Origin of the sequence: Bacillus cereus group sp. MYBK30-2 (genome assembly GCF_051915945.1) — a bacterium.
Classification (GTDB): Bacteria; Bacillota; Bacilli; order Bacillales; family Bacillaceae_G; genus Bacillus_A; species Bacillus_A paramycoides.
The window spans coordinates 35,128-50,599 of the sequence record NZ_JBQAFR010000012.1 but is presented as its reverse complement, the minus strand read 5'-3'; the positions used below and the strand labels follow the sequence as shown (position 1 = coordinate 50,599).

The window sequence follows — 15,472 nt, the reverse complement described above, 5'->3', positions numbered from 1 at the left end:
AACCCGTTAGGGTTTATTTCGTATGCAAATCTTTCAATCAACTAAATTTACCCTTTAGAAAAAAGAAACAATCTAGCCTAAAATTGACTTTGTATAAGCTTAGCTTGATGGCAATGGGGTACCACCACATCGCTATCAAACTAAGAAATCATGATAAAAAAAACTAAAGTTAGCTTCTTATAGAATATTATTTGATTTAATCAGACTGTATTTCAATAGAATATTTGGTATAATTTAGGTAATATATTATTTTTATCAAAGGAGATTAATAATGAGTGGTTTAAATAAAGTATTTTCTTTAATTTTTAATAGTAAGAAGAAAAAAATTAAAAATAAGGATCATAAAGAAGTAGCAACAAAAGTAATGAATTATTTCATTGAACTAGAACATTTTAATTTTATGAATTGCGATAAAGAATCGATAAGCCTTTTTAGTTTTAAAAATTATTTTCATAAAGAACCTAAGATTGATTACTTTGATTTTATAAGGTTCAATGGTTCACCCCAAAATTATATGCAAATGTTTCTACAAAAAAAAGGAGAAAGTGCAAAGGGTAAGTATTTAATGGATGCAAAAGCATCGTTATTTTATTTACCAGTTTCAAAAGAAGAAGTGCTAAGATACTTTTCTAATGAATTTGACAAGAAAAATAGTTTTACTGATTTTCAAGGATCCCCTAATAGTTTTCTAATTCATATTCAATTAGATCATATGCTAAAGCCAATAAAGGATACAACATTAGAATCCAGTGTGGTAGTTAGTCCTATAATTAAGTATTTTCTTCGTCCTGGAAAAAGTTTAAAAGATTTAGAGATGGATTTAATAAGTGCAATAACGTCAGTAATTGAAAGTGAAGATTATAGTAAAATTAATAATAATTTAGAGTTTGGTGAGTCTGAAGAACACGTAGATTTGGCTAAGAGTATAAAGTTTATATATATTAGATATAAAAATTGGTTAGAACTTTCTCGAAACATTCAAAGCACATTGAAATCTTACATAAAACATAGCCACTTCGATAAAGAAGGAGTTTTTCGATTTTCTAATGATAAGGATTACGAAAAGAATATTCGACTTACATATAAAGAATATGTTGGAGTAAATAGTTTCTATATTGAAGATTTAGAGAAAGTAAAATATAACATTAAATATGAAAAGATTGGTGAAGCATTAAAAGCATATTTATCCTTAGATAACTGGGAAACATTAAAAAATTCAGGAGAGAGAGTAGATTTTTTTAAAAATGAGAGTATTAGTGAAATAAAAAGTATTTTACGAAATATCCCAATTACGAGGTGGCCTTCAAGTTTTCCGCTAGGTTTAATGCAACAGGTGGCCTTAAACCTTATTATTGCAAATTCAAAAGAAAAAGAGGGTTTTATTTTCTCTGTAAACGGACCGCCGGGTACTGGTAAGACTACATTGTTAAAAGATGTATTTGCAAATATTATTTTTGAAAAGGTAAAGTTTTTAAAAGAAACACAGAATTTATTTACAAAAGTACAATTCTCTGAGGGGCAAGAAGATTATTATTATTCCATGCATTCAAAGCTTAAAGAATATCGTATATTGGTAACATCTAACAATAATGCTGCTGTTGAAAATATAAGTATGGATTTGCCTAATGATGAGGAGTTATTGGAAAATAATTATAAGTTTTTAGGATTTAGTAAGGAAAAAAGTTGTTGGGGGAAAATATCAACCGCGATGGGGAAATCAGCTAATATAAAAGAATATTTCCTAAATATTTCAGATGAACTCAATGATTTGTGTAATGTACATAAAAATACTGATTATTCTTTTGATAGTTTAGAAAAACAGATATCAAGTATGATTAATACCGCACAAGTAATCAATGACTTTTATGATATTGATAATGAAAAATGGCAATCATCAGAAAAGCAATTCGTTAATATTGATGGTGATAATAAAGAAGAGCGTATTAATTGTGTACGGAGTAAGCTATTCAAAACAATGATGGATGAATATTGTACTTTCTTAATTAAAAATCAGGACAAAATAGAAAAAAATTTAACTTTAGCAAAGGCCTATTTTTTAGGGGGGAAAGAAAAAGTAAATCTTGATACTCAAATTAATGAAAAACAAAAGGAAGACTTCATTCAAGCAATGTTTGATACAGTATTTTTACTTACACCTATAATTTCTTCAACATTTGCTTCTATTTCAAGATTTTTAAGGGATTTAAAAACGGAAGATATAGGTTGGTTGTTTATTGATGAATCAGGGCAAGCTACTCCGCAATCTGCCATTGGAGCTATTTGGCGTTCTAGAAATGTTGTGGTGGTAGGCGATCCATTACAAATCCCTCCAGTTGTAACATTGAGTGATGATCAGCTTAAATTAATTGCAAATGAAAGTGCTGGGATTACGAATGAGAGCTCATTTTTCTATCATTTAACTAGAAGTGAAGTAAGTGTACAAGAATTTGCTGATCTTAATAACAAATTTGGCGGAACAATGAGTGACTCCAAAAATAACACAAAGTGGTTAGGATCACCACTTCGTGTCCATAGACGATGTGAGAGCCCTATGTTTGAAATATGTAATAAAACAACATATCAAGACAAAATGTTGCACAAGACTATAAAAAAAGAGATGAAACAGGATCCTATGTACATAAGTCAGTGGTTGAATATAGGGGGAAAAACTACTGGCTCAGGAAATCATTTTATTCCTGAACAAGGAAAAAAAGCAATTGAGATTGCCAAAAAGTTTACGCAAGATAATCCTGGGAAAGATTGTTACATTATTTCACCTTTTGTAAGTGTTGTTCAAAAGTTAAAACAATTAAAGAAAAATACAGTAGAAAACGAAAACATAGAGATCGGAACTGTTCATACTTTCCAAGGAAAAGAAGCACCATTAGTTATTTTAGTTTTGGGAGTAGATGATCAGAGAACAGGGCCATTAGATTGGGCATCCAGTACTCCAAATCTATTAAATGTTGCAGCGAGCAGAGCAAAAAATTATTTCGTAGTAATTGGGAATTCAGAGACTTGGGGGAAAAAAGAATATTTTGATACGGCTTTTAAATATTTATCAAAAGAGATAGTAAAGACAAAGTGAGAGTATACCACAACACCCTAATCACCGAGGTTGATACTTTTGAAAAAGCCCCTGTATCTTAAGAATAAAGGGTTTGTCTTTGTTTATTATTATGGACGTTAATTTAGAAAAATAAGCATCCTCGGTAATTGGGGTGTTTTAAAAAAAGAAAGATATAAAATCTCGGTTTTTAAGGGGCAGTAATAATATGCACAGTAGAAGGTGATGAAATACCTATTGCTTCCCTAATTTCTGTGATTTGAACCATAACTTTGTCGTTTCGGCAAGGTTATGGTTCTTTTTATTTGCGGTGAAGTTATGGTTCTTAAAAATTACTAGGAAGAGTTGTGAAGTGATATTGTGTATTTTAGGATAGCACTACATACCAATCAAGCTAAGATTTTGAAGTATCCCTAAAACGAAAATTTTATCCCTTTACAGTTATTTATGAAAATTTATCATATTTTTTTATTTTGGGGAACAATGATTTTTTTAGCTTGATGGTGATGGGGCTGTCCCCCCTAAAAGAATCGAAACAAAAAGTAAAAGCGCTTGCATAATTAAAAATCTGAGTTATAATACTTGTATACAAGTATACTTGATTAACATGAGGTGAAGTTATGACGGAATCAATTGGATTTCTTTATCCTGAAAAATGGCTTTCAAAAGCTTCTGCAGGTGATCGTGTTGCGAGCGAACTGAGAATGCGTATTATTGTAGGTGAAATTGAAAGCGGTACCATCCTATCAGAAAATAAATTAGCTGCCGATTTTTCTGTAAGTCGGTCACCCGTTCGTGAAGCATTAAAAGTACTAGCTTCTGAAAATATTATTCGCTTAGAAAGAATGGGCGCAGTTGTCATTGGTTTAACCGAAAAAGAAATCGAAGAAATATATGATGTTCGTTTACTTATAGAAACGTTTATCTTTGAGCGACTTGTAAAGATGGACACAAATGATTTAGTAAGAGAACTAAATAAAATAATGGAAATGATGAAAATCGCCATTAAATATCATGATGCTGATGAGTTTTCTTATCAAGATCTCTTATTCCATGAAACGATTATTCGCACCATTGAGCACTCCTACATCTTGATGATTTGGAATAATTTAAAGCCTGTTATGGAAAGCTTAATCCTTTTATCAATGCGTACCCGTTTCAAGGAAAAGTACGAAGACTTTGAACGGGTTATTAAAAATCATGAGCTTTATATAAAAGCAATCGAATCAAAAGATCGAGCCCTCATGATCGAGGCCTTACATCAAAACTTTGATGATGTTCAAGGGAAAGTTGAAGACCTCTGGATGTCACAACAAATGTTATCTAAAGGAGTAGAGCAAGGACATGAGTAGCTATATGTTAGGTATAGATATCGGTACAACAAGTACGAAAGCAGTTTTATTCACTGAAAAAGGCGAAGTCATCCAAACCGAGAATATTGGTTACCCACTTCGCACACCGGATATATCCACAGCGGAACAAGATCCAGAAGAGATTTTCCAAGCTGTTTTGCAAGCGATATCAAATATAACGAAACATCATTCAGATAAAAAACCATCGTTTATTTCATTTAGCAGTGCTATGCATAGTGTCATTGCCATGGATGAAAATGATCAGCCGCTGACACCTTGTATCACTTGGGCAGATAATCGCAGTGAGGCATGGGCACATAAAATCAAAGATGAACTGAATGGCCATGAAGTTTATAGACGAACAGGAACGCCTATTCACCCGATGTCACCATTAAGTAAAATTACATGGATTGTGAATGACCATCCTGAAATCGCTGTTAGAACGAAGAAATATATCGGAATCAAAGAATATATCTTTAAACAATTCTTTGATCAATATGTTGTCGATCATTCCATCGCTTCGTGCATGGGTATGATGGATTTAAAAACACTAGATTGGGATGAGGAAGCTTTAAAAATTGCCGGTGTAACACCTGATCAATTATCTGAACTCGTACCAACTACCAAAATATTTAGCAACTGCAATCCAGATTTAGCCCAAAAGATTGGTATCGATCCACAAACACCGTTTGTCATTGGTGCCAGTGATGGAGTGCTTTCTAATCTAGGTGTGAATGCAATACGAAAAGGCGAGATTGCGGTCACAATTGGGACAAGTGGTGCTATTCGAACCATCATTGACAAGCCGCAAACAGATAAAAAAGGAAGAATATTCTGTTATGCCTTAACTGAAAAGCATTGGGTAATTGGTGGACCGGTAAACAATGGTGGAATGGTCCTTCGCTGGATTCGTGATGAACTTGCTTCATCAGAAGTAGAAACTGCGAAAAGACTAGGAATTGATCCATACGATGTATTAACTAAAATAGCTGAACGCGTGAGACCTGGTGCAGACGGATTATTATTCCATCCATACCTCGCAGGTGAACGTGCACCATTATGGAATCCAGATGTACGTGGCTCCTTCTTCGGTTTAACGATGTCACATAAGAAGGAACATATGATTCGTGCAGCTTTAGAAGGCGTTATATATAATTTATACACTGTATTTTTAGCATTAACCGAATGCATGGACGGTCCTGTAACCCGTATTCAAGCAACAGGCGGCTTCGCAAGGTCTGACGTTTGGCGACAAATGATGTCCGATATTTTCGCATCTGAAGTCGTTGTTCCAAAGAGCTACGAAAGCTCCTGTCTAGGTGCATGTATATTAGGTCTCTATGCCACAGGAAAAATTGATTCTTTTGAAATCGTTTCCGAAATGGTTGGCAGCACCTACAAACATACACCGAAAGAAGAAGCAACAAAAGAATACAGACAATTACTGCCGATATTTATTAACCTATCAAGGGCGCTAGAAGACGATTATACACGGATTGCAAATTATCAAAGAAATTTAATAAAGTAAAACTTTCATCAGTAATCCCTCACTCCTCGCTTCTATCTAAACCTTGAGGTGGGGGGCCTTACTGCCCACGAATAGCGGGATAAATACAAATACAGCTAATATTAGGGGGGAACTACGATGCCATTAGTCATTGTAGCAATTGGGATTTTAGCATTACTTTTACTGATAATGCGCTTTAAATTAAATACCTTTATTTCATTAATCATTGTATCGTTCGGCGTTGCTTTAGCACTTGGAATGCCGCCAGAAAAAATTTATAAAACCATTGAAGCAGGATTAGGCGGAACACTTGGTCATTTAGCACTCGTTTTTGGACTTGGTGCGATGTTAGGTAAGTTGCTTTCAGATTCTGGGGGCGCACAACGCATTGCCATGACCCTTGTGAAAAAATTCGGTGAAAAGAACATTCAATGGGCTGTTGTGACTGCCTCATTTATTATCGGTATTGCATTATTTTTTGAAGTAGGATTAGTATTATTAATTCCGATTGTATTTGCTATTTCAAGAGAATTAAAAGTTTCTATCTTATATCTCGGTATTCCGATGGCAGCAGCTTTATCAGTAACACACGGATTTTTACCGCCACACCCAGGACCAACCGCTATCGCAGGTGAATTGCATGCAAACATCGGTGAAGTATTACTTTACGGTTTTATGATAGCGGTTCCAACAGTTATTTTAGCTGGACCTGTATTTACTAAAATTGCAAAAAAACTAGTACCTGAAGCATTCACAAAAACTGGTAATATTAAATCTTTAGGCGAGCAGAAAGTATTTAAACTTGAAGAAACTCCTGGCTTTGGAATCAGTGTTTTTACCGCTTTACTGCCTGTTATTTTAATGGCAATCGCTACAATTATTACTTTGCTGCAAAAGACAATGGGATTTAAAGATAATAGTTTACTAGCGGCGATCCAGTTTATTGGGAATGCGGATACTGCCATGTTGATATCCTTATTAGTTGCGATCTATACAATGGGATTGGCAAGAAATATTCCAATCAAAAACGTGATGGAATCTTGTACAACAGCGATCTCAAATATTGGGATGATGCTCTTAATTATTGGCGGAGGTGGAGCCTTCAAACAAGTATTAATTGATGGCGGCGTTGGTAACTATGTAGCCGAATTATTCAAAGGAACTTCATTATCACCGATCTTGCTCGCGTGGATTATCGCTGCCATCTTACGTATTTCATTAGGGTCTGCTACGGTTGCTTCATTAACAACTGTCGGTTTAGTGATCCCGATGTTAGGTCACTCTGATGTTAACCTTGCTTTAGTTGTCCTTGCAACAGGAGCTGGTAGTGTAATTGCTTCACACGTGAACGATGCTGGTTTCTGGATGTTCAAAGAGTACTTTGGTTTAAGCATGAAAGAAACATTTGCAACATGGACCTTACTTGAGACTATCGTTTCCGTAGCCGGATTAGGATTTACTTTATTACTAAGCTTATTTGTATAGATCTTTCTAGACAGTAAAAGGGGTACGGAAACGATTCAAAGAATAACCCGCCACATCTGAAATTTTTTCCAATTAAACTTTTGGGATAAGTCATATGGGGTACTCTTTCTTTAGGAAAATTGGCAAATAGTCTAGCGTCCCAATTAAGTACACTTTACTGGGATGAATTTAAAATGTATATCGTTAAAAAACAATTTAAATAGAGTATTTCTGGTTTGGAAAAGTAAAAAATATACAAAAATTCTATTTTTTATAGATGCGGCGGGTCAATGTCCGTACCGTATGCCAATGAGAGAACGAATTGCTGATGAAACGCGTCCAGCGTATTTTGCAGCGCGCGATGATGGATTAGTAGTGTTTTAGGCACGATCCCGAATACAGTTGGTGCAGAATTGAATCTGAAGCCCGGAGGGGTTATTACGAAAATAAACGGCGTGATTCCTAAAAGTACAGAGGAGTTTTATGGCGCGCTGCAGTCCAAGACGACAGGGGCATTTTGTAAGTTAGAAGCACTTGATACAAAAGGTGAGCTTCGCCTTGCTCAAACAGCGCTATATGCAGGTGGATATAATGAATTAGGTATTGTGTTTGTAGAGTAAGATCATAAGTGGGATACGGAAGCTTCTCTTTATTTTTTAACTTGATGATGATGTGCCGTGTCCCTATGATCTTTTGCACGCATTTTGAAATGAATAAGATGGATTATTTGATTAAAGTGTTACTTTAGGTATATATACTATAATATAGAGTAACATGCATAGAAAGGAACGATGAAATATGGCAAAGTTACAAATTGGAGTTGTTGGTGTGGGCGTTATGGGAAAAAGCCTCGCACTTAACTTTGAGAGCAAAGGGTATTCTGTTGCCCTATATGATATTTCAAAGGAAAAAGTAAATGAAATCATTGAGGAGAACCGTGGTAAAAACTTAGTTGGTACTCATATGGTTGAAGAGTTTGTTAACTCACTTGAATCACCTAGAAAGATTTTATTAATGGTTAATGCAGGGGAAATTACAGATAAGGCGATTGATTCTCTGCTTCCTCACCTCGATAAAGGTGATATTTTAATTGACGGCGGTAATACACACTTTGTCGATACAATGCGCCGAAACAAGCGTCTTGCTGAAGAAGGAATCGATTTCATCGGTGCAGGTGTGTCAGGCGGAGAAGAGGGTGCATTGAAGGGACCGTCTATTATGCCGGGCGGACAGAAAGATGCATATGAAAAAGTGAAGGATATGCTTGAAAATATCTCTGCAAAAGTGAATGAGGATCCTTGCTGTTCTTACATCGGACCTAATGGGGCAGGCCACTATGTAAAGATGGTTCACAACGGTATTGAATATGGAGATATGCAATTAATTTGTGAAGCATATTTCTTCTTGAAACAAACACTTGATTTGACTGCAGAAGAGTTTCATGAAATATTTGCTGAATGGAATAAGGGAGAACTGAACAGCTATCTAATCGAGATTACAGCAGACATCTTCACGAAGAAAGATGAAGAAACTGGTAAGCCATTAGTGGATGTTATTCTTGATACTGCGGGACAAAAGGGTACAGGGAAATGGACAAGCCAAAGCGCACTTGATTTAGGTATATCTCTCCCTATTATCACAGAATCTGTATTTGCACGTTGCATTTCTGCTTTAAAAGAAGAGCGTGTGAACGCAAGCAAAGTTTTATCTGGACCTAAAGATAAAGCGGCAATTGGAGTTGAAAAAGCCGAATTAATTGAAGCAGTGCGCCAAGCGTTATATATGAGTAAAATTTGTTCTTATGCACAAGGATTCACGCAATTGAAGGCAGCTTCTGAGGAACATGATTGGAACCTTGATTTTGGCAGCATTTCTATGCTTTGGAGAGGCGGATGTATTATTCGTGCAGCCTTTTTACAGAACATTAAAGAGGCTTATGAGACAAACACTGACCTACCGAACCTTTTACTTGATCCATACTTTAAAGAAATTGTAGAGTCATATCAAGGCGGATTACGTCAAATTATCTCAGTGGCTGTACAACAGGGCATTCCGGTGCCTGCATTTTCAGCAGCAATTTCTTATTATGACAGCTATCGTACTGCAACACTACCTGCAAACTTGTTACAAGCGCAGCGCGATTATTTTGGAGCACATACGTATAAACGAGTGGATAAAGAAGGTACATTCCATACAAAATGGATATAAAATAAAAAAATGGACCAAGATTAAATTCTTGGTCCATTTTTTATCCCGCAATTCGCAGGCGGTAAGACTCCCACTGATGGAAGTTTCATTTTATTGGAATAATAACACACGCGCTGGTGATGCATCTGTACCCATTAGTTTTAATGGGGCTACAACTATAAAGTATGTACCCGTTTCTACTTCTTTAAATGTTAATCCTTCGATTACAATAATATCGTGTGCAAATAGTGTTTTATGGGTTGGGTGACCTTCTTGGGCACGTTCAACACCTAATGCATCAATGCCCACACCGCGAATATCTTTTTCAGCAAGCCGTTTCGCACCGCTTTCAGCTAAATAAATTCATATATATGTTTTTCTTTTTCTAATACATGCTTAATTTCGTGCTTAAGTTGCTTAATTTCCTTTTGTATAGTTTTTAAACGTATTACAATGGATTTCTGTCGTTCTAAAAAAGTTTCAATATCGTATACACCCCATGCCCATCAAGTTAAGATTTTAAAGTACCCCCATAACGAAATTTTTATCTCTCTACAGTTATTTATGTGAATTCAGCTCGTGTTTTGCGTTTTGGGGGATAATTAGTTTTTTAACTTGATGGCGATGGGGTAGCATCAGGATTTTGCGGATTTACAACGTTAAGGTAGAAATCCTTGTATCAATAGGGTTTACTCTATTGAGATTGTGAAGTTTCCTACTTAAACTAACGGGGTAGGTTAGTTTAATAAAGTAATATTTGGATTAAGATAGATATAAGTAGAAAAATTAACAACAAGGGGTGATTTTTTGGAGAAAAATATTGGGGATGTAGATTTTTTTAAACAAGTAGTAAAAAGACTTTGCAACTAATAAAGTAATAAGGTTTACTTCAGTAAAATAAGGTATATTATATTTGTTGAATAGATTCTCTTTAAAGACAAGAAAAGTAGGTGAACAAAGTGGGGAAATATCAATTGGATTACAAAGGTCAGGTAGCTGTGACAAAGTTTCATGAAAAACAGACGCCTGCCAAATTTGATAAAAAGCAGCAACTTGAAAAATTGCGTGCGGAGTATTTGAAAAAGAAGCAAAAACAAACAGATAAATAATATGTTACGTTTTTCCAAATTTTCTGTATATGGTGCAAACAAACACAGGAAAATAGGTAAGTTATTCATCGTTCAAATATATACAGGCTATTTTTTCAAACCTCTTACTTATGCAACTAACGCATGCCCATCAACTTAACAGAACAGGTTGCCCCAAAAACGATAAAAATGAACTTCATTGCTATAAAGGAATCCAATTTTTCGTTTTTGGGGTATTATAAAATTTTAACTTGATGGTGATGTGGCGGTACCCCTATATCGGGTCGCTGTTGTGCATTTGTTCAGTCATAAGTTTAGTAACGGCTATGTTTTTGTAGCATATAAGATCAACAGTGCTATACAGGAGATGTATAGCATTTTTGAATTATGTCGGCTAATAAGGATGACGGAAAAATGAAATTTATCATTTGGGGTTTCTTTCTAATTTAAAGGGAGGTTAGTTTTTTAATATGATTATCAAATTATTAATCTAATTAGATAATCATATTAAAAAACTATGTGGAATAAAAAGTTAGATGAATTTTAACTTGATGGGTATGAGTCTGTACCCTTAAAAAAGATGTGATGTTTAGAAGAAAGGCGCGACATTTTAAAAGAAATTTACGAAGTTTTATCCCCTTAAGTATTTTTTCCTAAAGAGGATTTTTATGTCCAAAGAAGAACATTTTATATTGAAAAGCGGTTTAAGGAGGGCTGCGGGATAGGTTCTGTGTCTGAATATTAGTCGTGGTTAAAAATGCAAGGTGTTTCGCCACAAGGACATTCTACGGGATTAAATTGATGAATAAAAAACTTTTTTTGAGTTGTGCAGTATATTCTAAATATAATCTCACTTATGAACGAGCAATCAGTCGGTGATGACATCTCAGTAAAAAATCCTCTCTTAATGTTATAAAAAGAAGCGATAGAAATTAGTAGCCTTTTGTGTCGGCACACTAAACTATTGGAGGGATTAAAATGTTAAACAAAAGTGTCGTCCTCTACACTGAGGAAAATGGTATTGCAAGAATTACATTAAACAGACCGGAAGCACTAAATGCGTTAAACCGAGATGTTCTTGAGCAACTTTCTTCCGTCTTGGACAGGGTTAAAACTAATTCAAGTGTAAAAGCATTGATAATTATCGGTGCCGGAGAAAAGGCATTTTCCGCAGGTGCTGACATTCAGTTTCTCAATAAAGCCACTCCACTAGAAGTACGGGATTTAGCTCAGTTGGCTGTTATGGTTACTCATAAAATCGAGTCATTAGGAAAAGTGGTTGTTGCTGCCATCAACGGATTTGCACTAGGGGGTGGACTTGAGTTAGCTGAATCCTGTACGATCCGTATTTGCGCTAATCATGCTAGATTAGGACATCCTGAAGTCCGTATTGGAGCTGTTGCCGGATTTGGGGGGACTACGAGATTACCAAGACTTATAGGTAAGGGGCGTGCTACAGAACTGTTGCTCACTGGAAGCGCGATAAGTGCAGACGAAGCTTATAGAATAGGACTGGTTAATAGGACTGTTGAGCCTGATAAATTATTATCAGAGACAGAAGCGCTTATCCAAGAAATTCTATCTCAGGCTCCTATTGCAGTAAAAATGACTTGGGAGGCAATTCATCGGGGAGGTAATTTAACTTTAGAAGAGTCCGCACGTCTTGGAGCAGATTATTTTGGTTTGATAGCGTCCACAGAGGACTTCAGAGAAGGTACTAAATCATTTTTAGAAAAGACCCAACCATTATTTAAAGAAAGATAGTTAATCGAACCAATCATTTTGGGTTAAACTCTTTATTTGTAAAAAAATGAAAACTTTTTTGCAAAATCCTGTATTTGCATGGGGTAAAATAGCTTATTTTTATCAATCTTTTTTATCGTTGATTCAGTCCCTCAGGACTGATGAGTACTGCTGTTGATGCTTCTAAACAGCTAAATAACTGAGCTAAAGAAGTCATAGCGACATTTTGACTCACCCATATACATAAAGCGGCTAAATCTTTTGCTTGGTACTTACTGGTTCTTTGTACAAAACCAACATCTCTAGCAAGATCCCGTAAGGTATTTGGAGATAAAAAACTTTGAATCCCTTGAGCAAATAGTTGTAATTCGTCAGACACAGAAGTAGACATAAAAAACGCTATCCTTTCCTATGATTCTACAGAAAGAATAGCGTTGTTCTTATTATGTATATACAAATTTATCTCAATTTGATAGCGATGAGATGCTATCCCTATTAGTATTTAATGTATCTAGAAACCCTTATTAAAAAACGTATACGCTCTATGTTGGGATTTAAATCATACAAAACATCAGCTTCTATATTGAGTGGTGTTGAAGCCATGCATATGCTCAAAAAAGAACAAATTGATTTGTAGGACCAGTCTGTCCAAAATCAGAATATTTTTATCAACCAGCTGTTTGGATTAACTGCTTAACAGGTGATTCCGTTAGGAATCCTTGATTCTTTTTTATTTATCATTTTTTTGCACCAGAACCATTCACCGCTTTGGCTACAAGTGCTGCATATGCTTCTGCACCTACTTTGGTTAAATGCACACCATCAGGTGCAAAGTAGTCTCTCTTTCCAGCACTTGCTGCATACCAATCAACTAGAGTTATATTAGGATATTTAGATGTTGTCACTTTCAATCTCTCATTCACGATTGATTCCCACGGACGTGGTACCCTCGTATTAATAAATATTATTTTACGTTCATTCCCAATTAAATTTATTAATGATACAAGTTGCTCCGTAGTAAAGGCTCCATTTGTACCTAATCCAATAATGACATAGTTTCCTAAATTCCCTTCATTCTTTAACTGTTCAACTACAGGAATCGCTTTTGACAGCTGGCGACCAATTTGTGCATCAATCCTAATATCAGGAAAAGCATTTTTTAAATACGGAGTAATATCAATCATAACGGAATCGCCTATCGCTGTAACGGTGAGAGAACTTTTAGTTTGCTCAGAATTTACTTCTTTTGATTCTTCTTGATTTTGGGGCGCCTCTTGAGTTGGATCTTCCCGAACTGCAACTGGATGTTGCGCCGGTTGTGTTTGTTCTGCTTTCACCCTATCTAGTTTAGGATTCTCCTTAGCCTTACTAACTTTTGATAACCCAAAGACGGCTATCGACGAAACGAATACTGTACAAATTAAAGCTAACTTGACACCTAAAGCGACATTTTGAAGTCTTAAATTCTTAAACTGAATGTTTCCGAGCGTACCTTGTCGGATTGGTTTTTCAATATACTTCCATGAAATTTGCGCAATCATTATAATCAGAAGAAATTGAAGAATTGCTCTTATTAGTGAAAAATCTCCAGCATTTACTTTTGGAGTCGTCAATGTAAGAATTGGATAATGCCAAAGGTATATGCCATACGACCTTACCCCTAGCCAACGTAAAGGTCTAAATCGTAAAAATTGAGCGATACGGCTAGCTGGATGAGCAAGATTTGCCACTAACAATGCTGTTGCAATTGATAAGAGAACCATTCCTCCATTGTATAGAAACGGATCATATTGATTAGTCTTCCAAAACATAACCAAAATAATAATAAGAGCGGTTCCTCCCACTACATCAAGAATGAGACGCGCCTTTGGAATAATTTTATTTGCAAGCCTATTGCTTGGCCAAAGTAAGGCAAGTGCCGCTCCAATAAGTAAAGAAAAGGCCCTGGTATCTGTGCCATAATAAATTCTGCTCGGATCAGCTCCAGGTTCATACAAAATTGCCATCGTTAAAGCTGAAGCAGCAGCTCCCAGACAAATCAATAAAATCATACGGGATTGTTTTTTTATGTAGTAAAATCCTAAACTAATGATAAGTGGCCAGACCGCATAGAATTGTTCCTCAACTGCTAACGACCAAAAATGATTCAATGGAGAAAGCTGGTTAAAATTATCAAAGTACGATAATTTATGATAAATATACCACCAGTTACTAACATAAAATAACGCCGCTAATGAATCTCCACACATTTTTTCAAGTAAAGAGCTATGAAAAATTGTAATCCATGCAAACGTTATAACGAGCATAACAACCATTCCGGGAAGCAATCTCCTTGCCCTACTAAGCCAGAATTTCTTCAAATCAATTCTCTTATTTCTCTTCCACTCCATCGCTAGAATATCTGTAATTAAATAACCTGAGAGTACAAAAAATACAGTAACCCCTAAAAATCCTCCAGGCATCCAATTAAAGTTAATATGATATAAAATAACACCTAATATAGCTAGCCCCCTTAGACTGTCCAATCCAACCATATAACGACTATTTTTTTTAAAAGGTTTAGTCACCTACAATCACCTCTATTTCTTGGAAATTAGGTTAATAATAGCGATATAAAATGCTATTAATTTCCTAAAATCGTATAAACTATTACAAACATCATTTGGGAAGGCTATTTTTTATAATTACATGCACAGTAACTAATACTTTATCACGTTATCTGGTTCTGTTGTGAAATTTTTTAAACCAGGTGTTTTTGCTCATCCCCCCGAAAAAGGGGAATATGTTTAATTAATTAAAAAGTTATATGCTGTGTATCAAAAAGTACACCTTTTGATAAGTTTTTACAGACGTATCAAGGACTGACATTGTGAATATGATCTATAACGCATATGTAAAAGGTTTTCTAAAAAGAAACGTTATAAAAAAAGGTTCACTCATTAAGAGCAGGCTCTCTTTTTTCCCTCACCCAGCCTACTTTATTTAAAACTTCGGCTGCTTCTGTAAACGTTGGTGCATAGGTAGAAAATAATGATACTATAAGTCCTATGACTTTCTTCATACT

At 35.3% G+C, this 15,472-nt stretch carries 9 protein-coding genes and 4 pseudogenes; 9 read left to right on the top strand and 4 right to left on the bottom strand.

What is annotated here, in order from left to right:
• The first annotated feature begins 271 nt into the window (after window positions 1–271).
• From ACTFQM_RS26320 to gndA, 6 genes and pseudogenes are all read left to right on the top strand, one after another.
• The gene (locus ACTFQM_RS26320) at window positions 272–3,088 is read left to right on the top strand and encodes an AAA domain-containing protein (protein WP_440036891.1); all 2,817 of its coding nucleotides are present in this window, start codon (window positions 272–274) and stop codon (window positions 3,086–3,088) included.
• A 599-nt stretch (window positions 3,089–3,687) separates the two neighbouring features.
• Window positions 3,688–4,419 (top strand): gluconate operon transcriptional repressor GntR, encoded by a 732-nt coding sequence (gene gntR, locus ACTFQM_RS26315; RefSeq protein ID WP_098791294.1) that lies wholly within the window; start codon window positions 3,688–3,690, stop codon window positions 4,417–4,419.
• Window positions 4,412–5,947, top strand: coding sequence for a gluconokinase (gntK, locus tag ACTFQM_RS26310; protein ID WP_440036890.1), 1,536 nt, complete (start codon window positions 4,412–4,414; stop codon window positions 5,945–5,947). Before gntR ends, gntK begins: the two co-directional genes overlap by 8 nt.
• 117 nt (window positions 5,948–6,064) lie before the next feature.
• Entirely contained in the window at window positions 6,065–7,411 is a 1,347-nt protein-coding gene (gene gntP, locus ACTFQM_RS26305; RefSeq protein WP_048376062.1) for a gluconate permease GntP, read from the top strand.
• Window positions 7,412–7,699: 288 nt separating this feature from the next.
• Window positions 7,700–8,010: pseudogene (locus tag ACTFQM_RS26300) on the top strand (PDZ domain-containing protein); the annotation flags it as partial.
• Between the two features lie 178 nt (window positions 8,011–8,188).
• Window positions 8,189–9,598, top strand: coding sequence for an NADP-dependent phosphogluconate dehydrogenase (gene gndA / locus ACTFQM_RS26295; protein WP_440036888.1), 1,410 nt, complete (start codon window positions 8,189–8,191; stop codon window positions 9,596–9,598).
• Between the two features lie 90 nt (window positions 9,599–9,688).
• On the opposite strand, the pseudogene ACTFQM_RS26290 reads toward gndA, so the two are convergent.
• A pseudogene (locus ACTFQM_RS26290) lies at window positions 9,689–9,940 on the bottom strand (cyclase family protein); the annotation flags it as partial.
• Between the two features lie 596 nt (window positions 9,941–10,536).
• Here ACTFQM_RS26290 and ACTFQM_RS26285 point away from each other — a divergent pair.
• Both ACTFQM_RS26285 and ACTFQM_RS26280 read left to right on the top strand, forming a co-directional pair.
• Entirely contained in the window at window positions 10,537–10,686 is a 150-nt protein-coding gene (locus ACTFQM_RS26285; protein ID WP_002174157.1) for a hypothetical protein, read from the top strand.
• 957 nt (window positions 10,687–11,643) lie between these two features.
• Window positions 11,644–12,429: an enoyl-CoA hydratase/isomerase family protein gene (locus tag ACTFQM_RS26280; protein WP_440036886.1), complete on the top strand. Its 786-nt coding sequence runs from the start codon at window positions 11,644–11,646 to the stop codon at window positions 12,427–12,429.
• Window positions 12,430–12,544: 115 nt separating this feature from the next.
• Here the strand turns inward: ACTFQM_RS26280 and ACTFQM_RS26275 are convergent.
• Window positions 12,545–12,799: pseudogene (locus ACTFQM_RS26275) on the bottom strand (IS4 family transposase); the annotation flags it as partial.
• Window positions 12,800–12,931: 132 nt separating this feature from the next.
• On the opposite strand from ACTFQM_RS26275, the pseudogene ACTFQM_RS26270 reads away from it, so the two are divergent.
• Window positions 12,932–13,045: pseudogene (locus ACTFQM_RS26270) on the top strand (IS6 family transposase); the annotation flags it as partial.
• 100 nt (window positions 13,046–13,145) lie between these two features.
• Here the strand turns inward: ACTFQM_RS26270 and ACTFQM_RS26265 are convergent.
• On the bottom strand, window positions 13,146–14,975 hold the full coding sequence (locus tag ACTFQM_RS26265; RefSeq protein ID WP_440036884.1) for an acyltransferase family protein: 1,830 nt from the start codon (window positions 14,973–14,975) through the stop codon (window positions 13,146–13,148).
• A gap of 365 nt (window positions 14,976–15,340) precedes the next feature.
• Window positions 15,341–15,469, bottom strand: a complete 129-nt coding sequence (locus ACTFQM_RS26260; protein WP_269431836.1) for a hypothetical protein — start codon at window positions 15,467–15,469, stop codon at window positions 15,341–15,343.
• Window positions 15,470–15,472 lie beyond the last annotated feature (3 nt).